22 protein-coding genes are annotated in these 15,444 nt (G+C 73.7%); 9 read left to right on the forward strand and 13 right to left on the reverse strand.

Annotated features, from left to right (window positions below; translation table 11 throughout):
* Positions 1-225: 225 nt before the first annotated feature.
* The 7 genes from GPA02_RS01485 (at position 226) to GPA02_RS01515 (ending at position 4,083) form a co-directional block, all read left to right on the forward strand.
* Positions 226-552, forward strand: coding sequence for a CHY zinc finger protein (locus GPA02_RS01485; RefSeq protein WP_156198053.1), 327 nt, complete (start codon positions 226-228; stop codon positions 550-552).
* A gap of 71 nt (positions 553-623) precedes the next feature.
* Positions 624-983: a DUF6506 family protein gene (locus tag GPA02_RS01490; RefSeq protein ID WP_204986463.1), complete on the forward strand. Its 360-nt coding sequence runs from the start codon at positions 624-626 to the stop codon at positions 981-983.
* A 4-nt stretch (positions 984-987) separates the two neighbouring features.
* A complete protein-coding gene (locus tag GPA02_RS01495; protein WP_156198055.1) occupies positions 988-1,281 on the forward strand; it encodes a hypothetical protein in 294 nt (97 codons plus the stop codon).
* 94 nt (positions 1,282-1,375) lie between these two features.
* Positions 1,376-1,903, forward strand: a complete 528-nt coding sequence (locus tag GPA02_RS01500) for a hypothetical protein (RefSeq protein ID WP_156198056.1) — start codon at positions 1,376-1,378, stop codon at positions 1,901-1,903.
* 54 nt (positions 1,904-1,957) lie between these two features.
* Entirely contained in the window at positions 1,958-2,269 is a 312-nt protein-coding gene (locus GPA02_RS01505; RefSeq protein ID WP_156198057.1) for an ArsR/SmtB family transcription factor, read from the forward strand.
* 33 nt (positions 2,270-2,302) lie between these two features.
* The gene (locus GPA02_RS01510; protein ID WP_156198058.1) at positions 2,303-2,995 is read left to right on the forward strand and encodes an NAD(P)H-dependent oxidoreductase; all 693 of its coding nucleotides are present in this window, start codon (positions 2,303-2,305) and stop codon (positions 2,993-2,995) included.
* A gap of 29 nt (positions 2,996-3,024) precedes the next feature.
* Positions 3,025-4,083, forward strand: a complete 1,059-nt coding sequence (locus tag GPA02_RS01515) for an ATP-dependent DNA ligase (protein ID WP_156198059.1) — start codon at positions 3,025-3,027, stop codon at positions 4,081-4,083.
* On the opposite strand, the gene GPA02_RS01520 is transcribed toward GPA02_RS01515, so the two are convergent.
* Complete coding sequence (locus GPA02_RS01520) at positions 4,056-4,547, reverse strand: MarR family winged helix-turn-helix transcriptional regulator (RefSeq protein ID WP_156198060.1); 492 nt, start codon at positions 4,545-4,547, stop codon at positions 4,056-4,058. The two genes, GPA02_RS01515 and GPA02_RS01520, sit on opposite strands and share 28 nt — an antisense overlap.
* An 80-nt stretch (positions 4,548-4,627) precedes the next feature.
* On the opposite strand from GPA02_RS01520, the gene GPA02_RS01525 reads away from it, so the two are divergent.
* On the forward strand, positions 4,628-6,463 hold the full coding sequence (locus GPA02_RS01525; protein WP_156198061.1) for an FAD-binding oxidoreductase: 1,836 nt from the start codon (positions 4,628-4,630) through the stop codon (positions 6,461-6,463).
* Positions 6,460-7,344 (forward strand): LLM class flavin-dependent oxidoreductase, encoded by an 885-nt coding sequence (locus GPA02_RS01530; RefSeq protein ID WP_156198062.1) that lies wholly within the window; start codon positions 6,460-6,462, stop codon positions 7,342-7,344. The genes GPA02_RS01525 and GPA02_RS01530 overlap by 4 nt, the downstream gene beginning before the upstream one ends.
* Before the next feature lie 18 nt (positions 7,345-7,362).
* Here GPA02_RS01530 and thpR read toward each other — a convergent pair whose 3' ends face one another.
* The 12 genes from thpR to GPA02_RS01590 all read right to left on the reverse strand — a co-directional run bounded on the left by thpR (position 7,363) and on the right by GPA02_RS01590 (position 15,441).
* On the reverse strand, positions 7,363-7,920 hold the full coding sequence (gene thpR / locus GPA02_RS01535) for an RNA 2',3'-cyclic phosphodiesterase (protein WP_240133809.1): 558 nt from the start codon (positions 7,918-7,920) through the stop codon (positions 7,363-7,365).
* Entirely contained in the window at positions 7,911-8,552 is a 642-nt protein-coding gene (locus tag GPA02_RS01540; RefSeq protein ID WP_156198063.1) for a nucleoside/nucleotide kinase family protein, read from the reverse strand. Before GPA02_RS01540 ends, thpR begins: the two co-directional genes overlap by 10 nt.
* Positions 8,549-9,340, reverse strand: a complete 792-nt coding sequence (locus GPA02_RS01545; RefSeq protein ID WP_156198154.1) for a TrmH family RNA methyltransferase — start codon at positions 9,338-9,340, stop codon at positions 8,549-8,551. Before GPA02_RS01545 ends, GPA02_RS01540 begins: the two co-directional genes overlap by 4 nt.
* Before the next feature lie 103 nt (positions 9,341-9,443).
* On the reverse strand, positions 9,444-9,824 hold the full coding sequence (gene rplT, locus GPA02_RS01550) for a 50S ribosomal protein L20 (RefSeq protein ID WP_156198064.1): 381 nt from the start codon (positions 9,822-9,824) through the stop codon (positions 9,444-9,446).
* A 44-nt stretch (positions 9,825-9,868) separates the two neighbouring features.
* Entirely contained in the window at positions 9,869-10,063 is a 195-nt protein-coding gene (rpmI, locus tag GPA02_RS01555; RefSeq protein WP_156198065.1) for a 50S ribosomal protein L35, read from the reverse strand.
* A gap of 39 nt (positions 10,064-10,102) precedes the next feature.
* Positions 10,103-10,753 carry a translation initiation factor IF-3 gene (infC, locus tag GPA02_RS01560; protein WP_240133810.1) on the reverse strand — a complete coding sequence of 217 codons (651 nt, stop codon included), beginning with the start codon at positions 10,751-10,753 and terminating at the stop codon, positions 10,103-10,105.
* A 238-nt stretch (positions 10,754-10,991) separates the two neighbouring features.
* Positions 10,992-11,708: an SseB family protein gene (locus GPA02_RS01565; RefSeq protein ID WP_156198066.1), complete on the reverse strand. Its 717-nt coding sequence runs from the start codon at positions 11,706-11,708 to the stop codon at positions 10,992-10,994.
* Entirely contained in the window at positions 11,705-12,433 is a 729-nt protein-coding gene (gene priA / locus GPA02_RS01570; RefSeq protein WP_156198067.1) for a bifunctional 1-(5-phosphoribosyl)-5-((5-phosphoribosylamino)methylideneamino)imidazole-4-carboxamide isomerase/phosphoribosylanthranilate isomerase PriA, read from the reverse strand. The genes GPA02_RS01565 and priA overlap by 4 nt, the downstream gene beginning before the upstream one ends.
* A 14-nt stretch (positions 12,434-12,447) precedes the next feature.
* Positions 12,448-13,065, reverse strand: a complete 618-nt coding sequence (gene hisH / locus GPA02_RS01575) for an imidazole glycerol phosphate synthase subunit HisH (RefSeq protein ID WP_156198068.1) — start codon at positions 13,063-13,065, stop codon at positions 12,448-12,450.
* Positions 13,062-13,706, reverse strand: coding sequence for a hypothetical protein (locus GPA02_RS01580; RefSeq protein WP_156198069.1), 645 nt, complete (start codon positions 13,704-13,706; stop codon positions 13,062-13,064). The genes hisH and GPA02_RS01580 overlap by 4 nt, the downstream gene beginning before the upstream one ends.
* The gene (gene hisB, locus GPA02_RS01585; protein WP_156198070.1) at positions 13,703-14,338 is read right to left on the reverse strand and encodes an imidazoleglycerol-phosphate dehydratase HisB; all 636 of its coding nucleotides are present in this window, start codon (positions 14,336-14,338) and stop codon (positions 13,703-13,705) included. The genes GPA02_RS01580 and hisB overlap by 4 nt, the downstream gene beginning before the upstream one ends.
* Entirely contained in the window at positions 14,335-15,441 is a 1,107-nt protein-coding gene (locus GPA02_RS01590; protein WP_156198071.1) for a histidinol-phosphate transaminase, read from the reverse strand. Before GPA02_RS01590 ends, hisB begins: the two co-directional genes overlap by 4 nt.
* Between the last annotated feature and the right edge of the window lie 3 nt (positions 15,442-15,444).

Here is a 15,444-nt window from a genome sequence, read left to right on the forward strand (position 1 = left end):
CGTCGCTGACCGAGACCTGCAGGGGCGACCGGATCGATGACACAGCGTGATCGGTTCGATCCGGTCGGTGGTCGCCGCGCCCGCGAGGTCGCTCATCGAGCCTCCTGACTCAGCGGTCGAGCGTCGTGGGCACGATGCCGGGTGGCTGCGCCGGCGTAGGTTCGACCCGGCCCGGCCGGCGATCCGGCCGGTGACGAGGACGCGTCCCGGACAGGGGGAGGGCGGATGAGGCCGATCGTCGGCGGCACCGGCGTCGATCAGCAGACCCGCTGCGCTCACTGGAGCAGCGAGGTCGACGTGGTGGCGATCAGGTTCTGCTGCTGCGGAGCCTTCTACGCCTGCCACACCTGTCACCAGGAGGCCGCCGATCATCCGGCCGAGGTCTGGCCGCGAGACCGGTTCGACGAGCAGGCGATCCTGTGCGGCGTCTGCGGCAGCACACTCAGCATCGCCGACTACCTGACGGTGACCGCCTGTCCCTCCTGCGCCGCGCCCTTCAATCCGCGGTGCGCACTGCACGCTCACCTGTACTTCGAGGTGCCCACGTCCTGAGCAGGGCCGTTTCCTGCTGCACTGTCGGCTCGACGCTGTCAGGCTGTCCGGACCAACCCTGGGGACCGATCGTGGAGAGGACGAGCGTGGCCAGCACCTGGGCGTACCTGTTCGAGCATCCGGGGACCGATCCGGACGCGGACCGGACGGTGATCGATCGCGACGGGCAGCGGACGCTGCTGGTGCCGGTCCCGTCCGTCGACCAAGCCCCGGAGATCGCCCGTCGGCTGGCCGACGAGGACGGTGTCGGACTGATCGAGCTCTGTGGCGGTCTCGGTGCCACCGACGCCGGCCAGGTCCGAGCGGCGGTCCCGGACCGGGTGCCGGTCGGTCACGTCACCTTCGCCGTGGACTCGCTGCTGGCCGGGGCGGCGTACGCGCAGGCGGCCGCTGGCGAGTCGGAGCCGCAGGCTCGATCGGCGGGGGCGTGAGACCGTGACGATCCTGATGGTGCAGCAGAAGGCGCCGGACTTCGATCGGTGGCGGGAGCACTTCGACGGCCTGGCCGACCAACGCCGGGAACGCGGGCTGACCACGCTGCTGGTGGCCAGGGACGCCGGCGACGCCGAGGCGGTGGTGGTGCTGCTCGAGGTCGCCGACCCGGAGCGGATGCGTCAGCATCTCGGCTCCGCCGAGCTGTCAGGTGCGCACGAGGGTGCTGGTGTGATCCCCGGCTCGACCCGGCTGACGTTGCTGGAGCCGGACGGTCCGCTGCTCGGTACGGGCTGACCGGTCCCCGCGTGCTGAGCCTGTCGACGTAACCTCTTGCCGCCGCATCGCGCACGGGTGAACAATCCACGCAGCCTGCACGAGGAGCGGCCCCATGGACGTGACCACCTTCTACGCGCTGTTCTCGGCCACCTGCTTCACGCTGCTGGGCCTGTGGTGGGGCGTCGTGCAGCGCCACGAGGACTGGATGCGGGACGAGTCCCTGCGCGGCCTGGTCGGCGGCGTCTACGTCTCGTTCCTGCTGCCGGCCCTCATGGGCCTGTTCGCGCAGGTCGGCGGCACCGAGATGCCTGGGATCTGGCGGGTCAGCTTCGTCGTCGTCGCGGTGATCGGCGTCGTCTCGACGATCCGGCTGCTCCGTTCCCAACGGCACGCCGCCGTCGTGCAGGGTCCGCTGATGCGCCACCGGTGGCTGGTCGCGGTGATCTACCTCCTGGTCGCCGTCGTGGGCGCCGCCCCGGAGATCGCGACGCCGCTCGGCATCAGGCCGATCCAGGCCGAGGCGGTGCTGCTCATCCTGCTGATCGTGCTCGCGCACGGTCTCGTCTGGGAGTTCATGATCAGCGCCGCCAAGCGGCGCGAGGAGACGCCTGACGCCGTCGGCTCAGGACGGTCGGCCTGACCGGCGCTCGTCGATCATCGTCATCCCTCGAAGCGTCGATGCGACCATGGAGCCATGGACGCCGATCTCGTCGACGTGCTCAAGGCGCTGAGCAATCCCACCAGGTTGCAGATCATGGCGTGGTTGCGGACGCCGGAGGCGTCGTTCCAGGAGTACGAGCCGATCGCCGACCGCTCCGAGTTCGGCGTGTGCGTGACACACCTCGCGGCCAAGTCGGGGCTCGCCCAGTCGACGATCTCGACCTACATGACGACGCTCGAGCGCGCGGGGCTGGTGCGATCCACCCGCGTGGGCAAGTGGACCCACTACCGCAGGGACGACGCACGCATCGCCGCGCTCACCGAGCAGCTCAGGCTCCACATCTAGTTACATATCGCGAATTGTCGATATGATGGACGGATGTCCACTCCTCCCGACTCGCCTCCGCGCCGCGCTCTCGTCGTCCACGCCCACCCCGAGCCCGACTCGTTCAGCTCGGCCCAGGCTGCAGCCGTCACCGCCCGGCTGCGAGCCGACGGGCTGAGCGTCGACCGGATCGACCTGTACGCGGAGGCGTGGGACCCCGTCCTGACGCGGCAGCAGTTCGTCGATGTCGGCGACTACTTCAAGCCCCAGGCCGAGCAGGTCCGCGCGGTCGCAGCCGGGACGCTGACCGATCCGGTCAAGACGCATCTCGACCAGCTGCTGCGCGCCGACCTGCTCGTGCTGTCGTTCCCGCTGTGGTGGTTCTCGATGCCGGCCGTCATGAAGGGCTGGGTGGATCGGGTCTTCGCCATGGGCGCCACCTTCGGGGGCGAGCTCGGCATCTTCGCCGAGGGCGGCATGCGCGGCAAGAAGGCCGTGCTGCTCGTGACGACCGGCGGCGTCGAGAGCGCCTTCGAGGCCGGCGCCGCCGACGGCTACGGCGACATCGACACCTTCCTCTTCCACATCCACCGCGGCATGCTGGAGTTCGTCGGGTACGACGTGCTGCCCCCGATCATCACCTACGCCCCGGTGCGGCTCGACGACGGCGCACGTGCCGCCGCGCTGGCACGTGCCTGCACGCTGATCACGACCGCCGTGCAGCCGGAGCCCGCGAGTCCGCGATGACGTCGGCGTGCGGTGGCACGATGGCCGGCATGGACCTGCCCGTCATGCCGCCCGTGCTGCCGATGCTCGCGAAGACGGCGAAGACCATCCCCACCGGCGACTTCGCCTACGAGCCGAAGTGGGACGGGTTCCGCTCGATCATCTTCCGCGACGGCGACGAGGTCGAGATCGGCTCGCGCAACACCAAGCCGATGACGCGCTACTTCCCCGACGTCGTCGAGGCGGTCCTGGAGCACCTGCCGCCGCGGTGCGTCGTCGACGGCGAGATCGTCGTCGCGGTGGGCGACCGGCTGGAGTTCGAGGTGCTGCAGCAGCGCGTGCACCCGGCCGCGAGCCGGGTGCGCAAGCTCGCGGCCGAGACGCCGGCGAGCTTCGTCGCCTTCGACCTGCTGGCGCTGGGCGACGACGACGTCACCGGGCTTCCGTTCCGCGAGCGCCGCGCCCTGCTGGAGTCCGCGCTGGCCGACGTCCGGGCACCGGTGCACCTGACCCGGATCACCGACGACCCCGACCTCGCGCAGGAGTGGTTCGAGCAGTTCGAGGGTGCGGGGCTCGACGGCGTGATCGCCAAGCCGGTGGCCGGCACCTACCAGCCGGACAAGCGGACGATGGTGAAGATCAAGCACCAGCGCACCGCCGACTGCGTCGTCGCCGGTTACCGGGTGCACACCTCGGGACCGGACGCGATCGGCTCGCTGCTGCTCGGCCTCTACACCGACGAGGGCGAGCTCGCGTCGGTCGGAGTCATCGGGGCCTTCCCGGCCGCGCGCCGCAAGGAGCTGTTCGCCGAGCTGCAGCCGCTCGTGACGACGTTCGACGACCACCCGTGGGCGTGGGCGCAGCCGGAGTCCGGCACCCGCACCCCGCGCAGCAGCGAGTACAGCCGCTGGAACAGCGGCAAGGACCTGTCGTTCGTGCCGCTGCGGCCCGAGCGGGTCGTCGAGGTCCGCTACGAGCACATGCAGGGCAACCGGTTCCGCCACACCGCGCAGTTCAACCGCTGGCGCCCGGACCGGGACCCGCGCTCCTGCACCTTCGCCCAGCTCGAGGAGCCGGTGTCCTACGACCTGACCGACGTGCTCGGCTGATCCTGGTCGGCGGTCTCGACGACCGTGCAGGCGTCGAGGTCGTGCTCGGGCGCGGCCCGCGCGGCCTTGACGAGCAGCCGTCGCAGCACCGCGCGCTCGTCGGGCTCCAGCCCCGCGAGCGTCGCCTCCTCGGCGGCCGCGACCTCGGTGCACAGCGCGGCGAGCGCCTCCTCACCGCGCGGGGTCACCACGACCCTGCGCTGCCGCCGGTCGGCAGGGTCCTCCTGCCGCTGCACCAGCCCGGCGGCGACGAGGTCGTCGAGCAGGTACGTCATCACCGTGCGGTCGATGCCGAGGTGCTGGGCGAGCGCGGCCTGGCTGCGGTGCCGGCCGCTGCTCACCTCGACCAGCGTCTGGTAGCCGCGCGGCCCGTGCGGGAGGTCGGCGAGCACGGCGGCGACACGCTCGCGGTGCGCGCGCAGCAGCACCCCCAGCGTCCAGGTCAGATCGGTCTCGTCGCGCACGGGAACATTCTAGCCGCATTCCGTTGTTCAGCAGATCGTCTGTCACCTCTATGATCGAACTGACAACGGAAAGGTGAGCGATGGAACTCGGTCTCGTGCTCGACGGCTCCCGGCCGCCGTCGGAGCTGCTGGAGCTCGCGCAGGCCGCCGAGCGGCACCGGCTGGCGATGGTCGTCGTCGACCCCGACGACCTCGACGCTTGGACGCTCGCGGTCTGGATCGCGGGCAGCACCGACACGATCCCGGTGGTCGTGCCGGCGGAGCCCGACGTGGAGCCGGTCCCCACCGACCCCGCGACGCCGTACCCGCAGGTCGTCGCGCACGCCGCCCGCAGCGCCGACACGCTCGCGCCCGGTCGCCTCACGCGCACCGAGCCGTTCTGGGTGCGGGCCGAGGCCGGCGCCCCGGCCCCGGCCCTGCGCGACCTCGCGGGCGCCGACGGCACGGTCGTCGTCGAGGTGGCCGACCCCGAGGAGGTCGCGCGCCTCGCGCGCGAGCTCGGTCTCGACGAGCGGCCGGCGACCCACCGCTCCCCCGCCGTGCGGGCCCGCCGCCGTCCCGGCATCGACTACGACGGCGTCCCCGCCTCGCTCGCCGAGCGCGCCGTCGAGCCCGGCGACCCGGGCTACCAGGCCGTCTCCTCGACCTACCTGCGCGGCGGCGCCCCGGGCCTCGTGCTGCGCCCGCGCACCCCCGAGGAGGTGGCCGACGCGCTCGCGTTCGCCAGCCGTCACCGCCACCTGCCGCTGGGCGTGCGCAGCGCGGGCCACGGCATCAGCGGGCGCTCGACCAACCGGGGCGGGCTCGTCGTCGACGTGGGCGCGATGGACGAGGTCACCGTGATCGACCGGGCGTCGCGCCTCGTGCGCATCGGCCCGGGCGCAACCTGGAAGAAGGTCGCCAGGACGATCGGGCCCCGCGGCTGGGCCATCACGTCCGGCGACTACGGCGGCGTCGGCGTCGGCGGCCTCGCGACCGCCGGCGGGATCGGGCTGCTGTCGCGCGAGCAGGGCCTCACGATCGACCGCGTGCGCGCCGTCGAGCTCGTGCTCGCCGACGGGCAGCAGGTGCGGGCGAGCGCGACCGAGAACCCCGACCTGTTCTGGGCGGTGCGCGGTGCCGGTGCGAGCTTCGGCGTGGCGACCGCGTTCGAGATCGAGGCCGGGCCGGTGAGCCGCGCGGTCGGTTTCGCACAGCTCGTGCTGGTCGTCGACGACATCGCCGACGCGCTCGTGACGTTCGGCGAGGTCGCCTCGGCCGCCCCGCGCGACACCACCGTGTTCCTCGTGACGGGACGCCCGCAGGGCGGACGCTCGGTCGTCCAGCTGTTCGGCGTCGTCGACTCCGACGACGGCGAGGTCGTGGTCGAGCGGCTCAACCCGTTCGTCCGGCTGGGCCTGCTGGCCCAGCAGGACGTGCGCCTCGTGCCGTACGCCGACGCGATCGGGTGGGCGCCCGACGTCGGTCCCGAGGGCCACCACGGGTTCGGCGAGCCAGTCTCCCGCTCGGCCTTCGTCGACGCGGTCACGCCCGCGCTCGCGCGCGACGCCGCGGACCTGCTGCGCTCCGGCGCGGTGCACTTCTTCCAGCTGCGCACCATGGGCGGCGCGATCGCCGACGTCGACCCGCAGGCCACCGCCTTCGCGCACCGGCACGCGGCCTTCAACGTGGCCGCGATGGGCAGCAGCCACGACGCGCTGCGGCCCGGCTGGGAGCGCGTCCGGCAGCACGCCGACGGGCTCTACCTCAGCTTCGAGACCGACACCGACCCCGCCCGGCTGGCCGACGCGTTCCCGCCGGACACCCTCGCCCGGCTGCGCGAGCTCAAGCGTCGTTACGACCCCGAGCAGCTGCTGCGCGACAACTTCGCCATCGACCCCGCGACACCCGTCGCCGCCCAGGAGACCTTGTCATGACCCTTCCCGACTACGTCCTCGGCACCTTCGTCACCCCGTCCGCGCGCGATGCGCGGCAGGTCCTCGACCTCGTGCAGGCCGCCGACCGCGGCGGGCTCGACCTCGTGACGTTCCAGGACCACCCGTACCAGCCGGCGTTCCTCGACACCTCGACGCTGCTCGCGTTCGCCGCCGCCCGCACCGAGCGGGTGCACCTGGCCGCGAACGTCGCGAACCTGCCGCTGCGCCCGCCGGCGGTGCTGGCACGAGCCGCCGCGTCGCTAGACATCCTCAGCGGCGGCCGGTTCGAGCTCGGCATCGGCGCGGGCGGCTTCCCCGACGCGATCGCCGCGATGGGCGGGCGCCGGCTGACCCCCGGCCAGGGCGTCGAGGCGCTCCGCGAGGGCATCGGCATCATCCGGCAGGTGTGGGACACCGAGACCCGCGGCGGCATCCGCGTCGAGGGCACCTACTACCGCGCCGCCGGCATGAAGCGCGGCCCGCGCCCGGTCCACGACATCGGGATCTGGGTCGGTGCGTACAAGCCGCGCATGCTCGCGCTCACCGGTGAGCTCGGCGACGGCTGGCTGCCGTCGTGGAGCTACCTGCCGGACGGCTGGGCCAGCTACGCCGAGATGAACGCCCGTATCGACGACGCCGCCGCCGCGGCGGGTCGCCGCCCGGAGCAGGTGCGCCGCATGCTCAACGTCATGGGTGGCAGCTTTGGGCCGTCGTCCGACGAGCTGCTGAGCGGACCGCCGCGCGTGTGGGTCGAGCAGCTGCTCGAGGCGCGCCACGAGCACCGGGTCGACGGCGTGCTCCTCGCGACCGACGACCTCGCCACCACCGAGCGGTTCGCCGCCGAGGTGGCGCCGGCGGTGCGCGAGCAGCTCGCCGCCTGAGGGCGGCGCCGGCCCCGCTCAGCCGCCGAGCGGCACCTCGGCCTCGACCTCGTAGCGGGGCGCGCCGCCCCGGCCCTCCCCCAGGTGCGAGCTGAGGAGCGTGACGGTCTCGGCGCGCCAGTCCGGCCCGCGGTACACCGCGAGCGCGCGGACCACGCGCCCGAGGTCGAGCCCGCGCGACCGGCGGCCCGATCGGGCGATCGTCACGTGCGGGCGAGCGGGCCCGTCGTCGCGCTCGTCGGCGAGCACCGCCGCGGCGTCGGCCATGAGGTCCCGCAGCCGCGCGACCTCGCCGCCCACGCCGAGCCACAGCGTGCGACCGGAGAAGGCGCCCGCGCCGCTGAGGTGCAGCGTCGGCGGCGGCGTGGCCGCGACCCGGTCCGCGAGCGCGTCGACGACGTCGGGGAGCGCGCCGTCGGGCACCGGGCCGTAGAAGGCGAGCGTGATGTGCAGGTTCTCGCGCGGCACCCAGCGCAACCCCTGCAGGGCGCCGCCCCGCAGCTCGGCGGTGGCGTGCTCGACCCCGTCGAGGACCGGTGCCGGCGGCACCAGCGCGGCGAACAGCCTCAGGACCACGGCACCACGAGGTCGGCGCGGTCGCGGGTCCGGCGGATCAGCGCGGCGTTGGTCTCGTCGGAGCCGTCGGTGAACGCCCTCGCACGCTCGGGCGTCTTCCCGTTGGCGACGTGCCGCTCATAGAGCCGGCGACGACGGACCTCGGGGTCGACGTCGACGTACCAGGTCTCGTCGAGCAGCGCCGGCACGCGGTCCCAGGGTGGCGCGTCGACGAGGAGGTAGTTGCCCTCGGTGACGACCACGGGCACGTCGGGCGGCACGGGCAGCGCCGACCCCAGCGAGGACTCGAGCGCACCGCGCACGTAGACCGGCGCGTAGACGACGTCGTCGTCGGGGTCGCGCAGCCGGCGCAGCAGCGCGACGTAGCCGGCGCCGTCGAAGGTGTCGATCGCGCCCTTGCGGTCGGCGCGCCCGAGGCGCTCGAGCTCGCTGTTCGCGAGGTGGAAGCCGTCCATCGGGACGACGACGGCCCCGACGCCGGCCGCACGCAGCGCCTCGGCGAGCGCCGCCGTCAGCGTCGACTTGCCTGCTCCGGGCTCGCCGACGACGCCCACGAGCACGCGCGGCCGCCGCGCCGCCAGCGCGAGCACCCGTTCGCGCAGCGTCGCGATCGTCGCGGCCGGGACGGTCACGGCTGCGCGCGTCGGTGCGCGGACGCGGACGCATACAGGCACAAGGTGGCGGCCATCGCGAGGTTGAGGCTCTCCGCGCGACCGTGGATCGGGATGCGCACGACGGCGTCGGCAGCCTCCCGCGTGCGCCGGTCGAGGCCGTGCGCCTCGTTGCCGAACACCCACAGCGTGGGGCGGGCGAGGGGTGCGTCGTCGAGCACGACGTCGCCGGCGCCGTCGGCCGCGAGCACCTGCAGCCCGGCGGCCCGTGCCTGCTCCGCCACCTCGACGGGCTCGGGGCCGTCGACCACCGGCAGGTGGAACAGCGAGCCCGCGGTGGAGCGGACGACCTTCGGGTTGTGGACGTCGACGCTCGCCGCGGTCAGCACGACGGCGTCCGCCCCCGCGGCGTCCGCCGCCCGGATCACCGTGCCCGCGTTGCCCGGGTCACGGACCTCGGCGAGGCACGCGACGAGCCGCGCGCCGCCGAGCACGTCGACGAGAGGCGCGTCCTCGCGGTCGCGCAGCACCGCGAGCACGCCCTGCGCGTCGGGGCTCATCTCGGCGACGACCTCCGGCGCCGCGAGATGCACGTGCAGCTGCGCCGCCTCGGCGGTGTCGATGATCTCCGGGTGGCGCTGCGACGCCTCGACCGTGAGGTAGACGTCGCGCACCGCTGCCGCAGCGTGCGCGACCGCCTCCCGCACGCCCTGCGGACCCTCGACGAGGTACTGCCGCTGCCGCTGCCGCACCGACCGGCGGCCCAGCGCGCGCACCGCCCGGACCCGGTCGGCGCGGGGGTTCGTCATGATCTCCGGCACCGGGCCATTGTGCTGCACGAGCAGCCCTCCCCCACGCACGACGACGCCCCCGTCACCAGGTGACGGGGGCGTCGCAGCAGTGCGGGGCGACTCAGGCGGCCGGGGCGTTGACGTCCTCCGGGAGCGCCTTCTTCGCGACCTCGACGAGCGCCGTGAAGGCGGCCGCGTCGCTGACGGCGATCTCCGCCAGAGCGCGCCGGTCCACCTCGACACCCGCGGCCTTCAGGCCCTGGATGAGGCGGTTGTAGGTGAGGCCGTTCTGACGCGCCGCGGCGTTGATCCGCTGGATCCACAGCCGGCGGAAGTCGCCCTTGCGGGCGCGGCGGTCACGGTAGGCGTAGGTGAGCGAGTGCGTCACCTGCTCCTTGGCCTTGCGGTACAGACGCGAGCGCTGGCCGCGGTAACCGCTGGCGCGCTCGAGGGTCGTCCGGCGCTTCTTCTGGGCGTTTACTGCCCGCTTGACGCGTGCCACGTCTTACTCCTTGCTTCGTTTGGTCTCGAACCGGGCCCGGGGGCTCAGCGGCCGAGCAGCTTCTTCACGTTCTTGACGTCGGCAGGGCTGACCACGACGTCGTTCACGAGGCGGGCGGCCTGGCGGGCGCTGCGCTCCTGGAACTTGTGGACGTGGCGCGCGCGCTGGCGCATGATCTTGCCCGACCCGGTGACCCGGAAGCGCTTCTTGGCACCCGAGTTCGTCTTGTTCTTCGGCATCTCTCGTCTCTCCTGCTGTGCTGTACCGGGCTGAGGCTGTCAGCCGGCCTGCTCCGCCTGCTCGTCCGAGCGGGTCTCCTGCGCGCGCTTGCGCTGCTCTCGCTGTGCGTCGGCCTTCTTCTTGTTCGGCCCGAGCACCATGGTCATGTTGCGGCCGTCCAGCCGCGGGGTGGACTCGACGTGCCCCAGCTCGGCGACGTCCTCGGCCAGCCGCTGCAGCAGCCGCATGCCCATCTCGGGGCGGGACTGCTCGCGGCCGCGGAACATGATCATCACCTTGACCTTGTCGCCGGCCTTGAGGAAGCGCTCGACGTGGCCCTTCTTGGTGCCGTAGTCGTGCGGGTCGATCTTCAGCCGGAACCGGATCTCCTTGAGGACCGTGTTCGCCTGGTTGCGTCGCGCGTCGCGCGCCTTCATGTCGGACTCGTACTTGAACTTGCCGTAGTCCATGAGCTTGGCGACGGGCGGTCGCGCGTCGGGAGCGACCTCGACCAGGTCGAGATCTGCCTCCGCGGCCAACCTGAGCGCGTCCTCGACGCGGACGATGCCGACCTGCTCGCCGTTGGGGCCGACCAGGCGCACCTCGGCAACTCGGATGCGCTCGTTGATGCGTGGCTCGCTGATAGGTACTCCTCGTGTCGTCGTCTTCTGCCACCGCACACGAGGAAGGCCCTCGGTGCGGGTGCGCACGGAGGGCCTCGGTCACGGTCCGGAGGACGGGGCTCGCCTGCGCGCGCCACGTCTGCGGACCGGTCTACCCGGGCCCTGTCGTCTCGCTGAGCCGGAGCTCGCGAGCCTGTCGGGCCGAGGTGGGAGAGATCTCCGCTTGCACCCTGGTCCCAACACCGTGCGCACCCGAGGCATTCCTGCCGCGTGCTCGCACGCCGAACGAGACCAGTCGGTCGGGGTCCAGAGTAGCAGACGCCGGCTAGCGGCCGAGCACGGCCCGCACGGCGACGGAGTCGACGAGGTCGACCACCTCCTCGGCGGCGGCGAGCTGCTGCTGGCACGCCTGCAGGGTCGCCGTCACCGCACGCTCGTCCCACGGCTGCGGGCGTGGCTCCAGGTGCACGACCACCGTGACCTCGGTGTCCCTGCCCGGCTCGAGCGCGACGGCCTGCACCCCGGGCACCGGGGTCAGCGCGACGCGCAGCGCCTCGTGCACGACCGGGTTGCGCAGCGCCGGCAGCCAGGGCTCCCCCAGCGCGATCGCCCGCACCGCGGGCCGGGGCACGAGCACCGATGCCGTGCCCGGGTCGAGCACGAGCAGCCCGGCCGCCTCGGTGCCCGCCGCGAGCGCGGCCCGCCGGCCCTCGACCGGGACCGGCCGCGCGTCGGCGCGCCACGCGTGCATGGCGGCGACACCCGAGAACACCGGGATGACGGCGCGGCCGTCCGGGGCGGCGACCGTCACCATCGCGGTGTGGGCGCTCTTCTCCCCCGCGACCCCGTGCGCGCCGGGCTCGTCCATCTCGTCCAGCCGCGCGACCACCGGGATCAGCACCCGCTCGGTGCGCAGCGCCTCGACGACGGCCGCGAGCCGGCCGGCCGGGTCCGCCTGCGTCAGTGCCGCCGCGAGCGCGGCCGGGGCGCTGCCGTCGTCGCCCCCGAACGGCGAGGACGGCGGCAGCGCGCGACCGGTCACGGGCGGCCGGCGACGTCCAGCGCCTCGGGCAGCGTGAACGCGCCCGCGTAGAGCGCCTTGCCGACGATCGCGCCCTCGACGCCGATCTCGACCAGGCCGGTGAGCGCGCGGATGTCGTCGAGGCTCGAGATGCCGCCGGAGGCGACCACGGGCGCCGTCGTCGCCTCGCAGACCTGCCGCAGCAGGTCGAGGTTCGGGCCGCGCATGGTGCCGTCCTTGGTGACGTCGGTGACGACGTAGCGTGCGCAGCCGTCGCGGTCGAGACGCGCGAGCGTCTCCCACAGGTCGCCGCCCTCCGACGTCCAGCCGCGCGCGGCCAGCGTCGTGCCCCGCACGTCGAGCCCGACGGCGATCCGGTCGCCGTGCTCGGCGATCATCCGCGCGGTCCACGCCGGGTCCTCCAGCGCCGCGGTCCCGAGGTTGACGCGCCGGCAACCGGTCCGCAGCGCGCGGGCGAGCGACTCGTCGTCGCGGATGCCGCCCGACAGCTCGACGTCGACGTCCAGCATCCCGACGACCTCGGCGAGCAGCTCGGCGTTCGAGCCACGGCCGAAGGCGGCGTCGAGGTCGACGAGGTGGATCCACTCGGCGCCGTCGCGCTGCCACGCCAGCGCGGCCTCGACCGGCGACCCGTAGGAGGTCTCGGAGCCGGCCTCGCCCTGGACGAGTCGCACGGCCTGGCCGTCGGCGACGTCGACGGCGGGCAGCAGCTGGAGTCGTGTCACGAAGGTCCTCTCGGTCACAGGGTGGTCAGCCAGTTGCGCAGCAGCTCGGCGCCGGCGTCACCGGACTTCTCGGGATGGAACTGGGTCGCGCTGAGCGGCCCGTTCTCGACGGCGGCCGCGAACCGGGTGTCGCCGTGCGTCGCCCACGTGGTGCGCACGTACTCGGGCGTGGTCCGCGCGGCGTAGGAGTGCACGAAGTAGAACCGCTCCTCGCCGATGCCGTCGAAGAGCACGGTGTCGACCGGGGGCTCGACCCGCGCCCAGCCCATGTGCGGCACGATCGGCGCGTCGAGCCGCTCGACGGTGCCGGGCCACTGGTCCAGGCCCGCGGTGCGCTCGCCGTGCTCGACGCCCTCGGTGAACATCACCTGCATGCCGACGCAGATGCCCAGCACCGGGCGCCCGCCCGCGAGGCGTCGCTCGATCAGCCGCGGCGCGCCGACCGCCGTCAGGGCCTCCATGACATGGGCGAACGCGCCCACGCCGGGCACGACGAGGCCGTCGGCCTCGGCGACCGCGTCACGATCGGCCGTCAGCGTGACGCCGGCGCCGACGCGCTCGAGCGCGCGCACGGCGGAGCGGACGTTGCCCGAGCCGTAGTCGAGGACGACGACGGAGCGCTGCGCGGTCACGGTCGGGGCCTCCTCTGCGTCTTGCGGAACAGCCGGCGCGCCTGCCACGGCGGCAGCTTCCCGGGCGGGATCGCGCCGGGGGCGTCGTCGGGCGCGACCACGCCGAGCAGCAGCTGCTCGACGACGTCGTCCGACTGCGCGAGCACGAGCCCGGAGGCGACCTGCTCGTCGGTGCGCCGGCCGCCGTTCCACTGGCTGGCGACGATCGTGCCGACGAGCCCCTCGTCGCCCTCGCCCAGCCGGGACACGAGCAGGATCGCCCCGTACCGGCTCGTGCGCGAGAGCGCGGCGGCCATCGACGTCGCGATCTCGGGCGCCTCGCCGATCAGCTCGGCGAGGTCGTCGTCGCCGTCGCCGGCGCGCTCGATGACGCGCGCGGCGAGCGCGCCGCGCGAGGTCGGGACGACGGTCGCGTCGATGCCGGCCATCGCGCACAGCCCCGCGAGCGCAGGCGCCGAGCTCACGGGCGTGAGCACGACGGCGACGATCGCGCGCGGCCGGGTGCCGCCCGGGGTGGGCGAGCCGACCGGCGGCCGGGGCGTCTCGCCGTCGGGCGTCCGAGGTCCGAACGCCCGGGCGAACTCGGCGTCGAAGTCGAAGTCGTCGGGCAGCTCGGGCAGGCCGTCGGGCGGCTGCGTCACAACGCTCCCTTGGTCGAGGGCACGCCCGCGACCCGGGGGTCGCGCGCGACCGCGGCGCGCAGCGCACGCGCGAGCGCCTTGAACTGCGCCTCGACGATGTGGTGGGGGTCGCGGCCGGCGAGCACGCGCACGTGCAGGCAGATGCCCGCGTGGTGCGCGATCGACTCGAGCACGTGCCGGGTGAGGGAGCCGGTGAAGTGGCCGCCGATCAGGTGGTACTCCTGGCCCGCGGGCTCGCCGGAGTGCACGAGGTAGGGCCGCCCGGAGATGTCGACGACGGCCTGCGCGAGCGCCTCGTCCAGCGGCACCAGGGCGTCGCCGAAGCGGGCGATGCCGACCTTGTCCCCCAGCGCCTGCGCGAGCGCCTTGCCGAGGCAGATCGCGACGTCCTCGACCGTGTGGTGGGCGTCGACGTCGGTGTCGCCGGACGCGCGGACCGTCAGGTCGATCAGGGCGTGCTTGCCGAGCGCGGTGAGCATGTGGTCGTAGAACGGCACCGTGGTGCTGATCTCGGTCGCCCCCGTGCCGTCGAGGTCGAGCTCGACGAGCACGGTGGACTCGCTCGTGCTCCGCTCGACGCGCGCGGTGCGGTGCTGCGGGGCCTCGATCGTGCTCAGCTCCGACTCGGTCATGCGCCGGTCACCTCCGTCAACGCGTCGCGAAACGCTGCCATCTCCTCGGGCGTGCCGATGCTCACCCGCAGGTACTGCTCGGGTCCAGTCTCCCGTATCAGGACGCCCCTATCGAGCAGACCCTGCCAGACCGACCGCCGGTCGGCGAACGTGCCGAACAGCACGAAGTTGGCGTCGGAGTCGACGGCGACGAACCCGCGCTCGCGCAGCCACGCGACGCAGGCGTCGCGCTCGGTCCGGATCGCCGCGACCTGCTTCTGGAGGACGTCGGCGTGCGCGAGCGCGGCACGGGCGACCGCCTGCGTGACGGCGGAGAGGTGGTAGGGCAGCCGCACCACCCGCAGCGCGTCGACCAGCTCGGGCGCCGCGGCCAGGTAGCCGATGCGCGCGCCGGCGTAGGCGAAGGCCTTCGACATCGTGCGCGCGACCGCCAGGTGCGGGTGCTCCGGCAGCAGGGTCACCGCGCTGGGCGTGCCCTCGCGACGGAACTCCGCGTAGGCCTCGTCGACGACGAGGACGGTCGCGGCGCCGTCGGGCCCGGTGTCGCGGGTCGCCTCGGCGAGCCGGCGCGTTGTCTCGATCGGCAGCGCGGTGCCGGTCGGGTTGTTCGGGCTCGCGAGGAGGACGACGGCGGGGCGCACCCGCCGGATCTCGGCGATCGCGGCGTCGGGGTCGACTGAGAAGTCGGGCTCGCGCGGCACCACGTGCCAGCCGGTGAGGGTGTCGCGCGCGTACTCGGGGTACATCGAGTAGGTCGGGGCGAAGCTCATCGCCACGCGACCGGGACCGCCGAACGCCTGCAGCACGTGCAGCATGACCTCGTTGGACCCGTTGGCCGCCCACACGCGCGAGGCGTCCAGCCCGACGGCGCCCGACTCGGTCGCCAGGTAGCCGGCGAGCTCGGCCCGCAGGTCGAGGAAGTCCCGGTCGGGGTAGCGGTTGAGCCCGTGCGCGGCCTCCCGGACCGCCGCGACGACGGCCTCGACGACGACCTCCGGGGGCTGGTACGGGTTCTCGTTGACGTTGAGCAGCGTCGGCACGTCCAGCTGGGGCGCGCCGTAGGGCTCGAGGCCCACGAGGTCGGGGCGCAGCGGCAGGGTCACGGG

It is taken from the genome of Actinotalea caeni, from assembly GCF_009733795.1.
Taxonomy (GTDB): domain Bacteria; phylum Actinomycetota; class Actinomycetes; order Actinomycetales; family Beutenbergiaceae; genus Pseudactinotalea; species Pseudactinotalea caeni.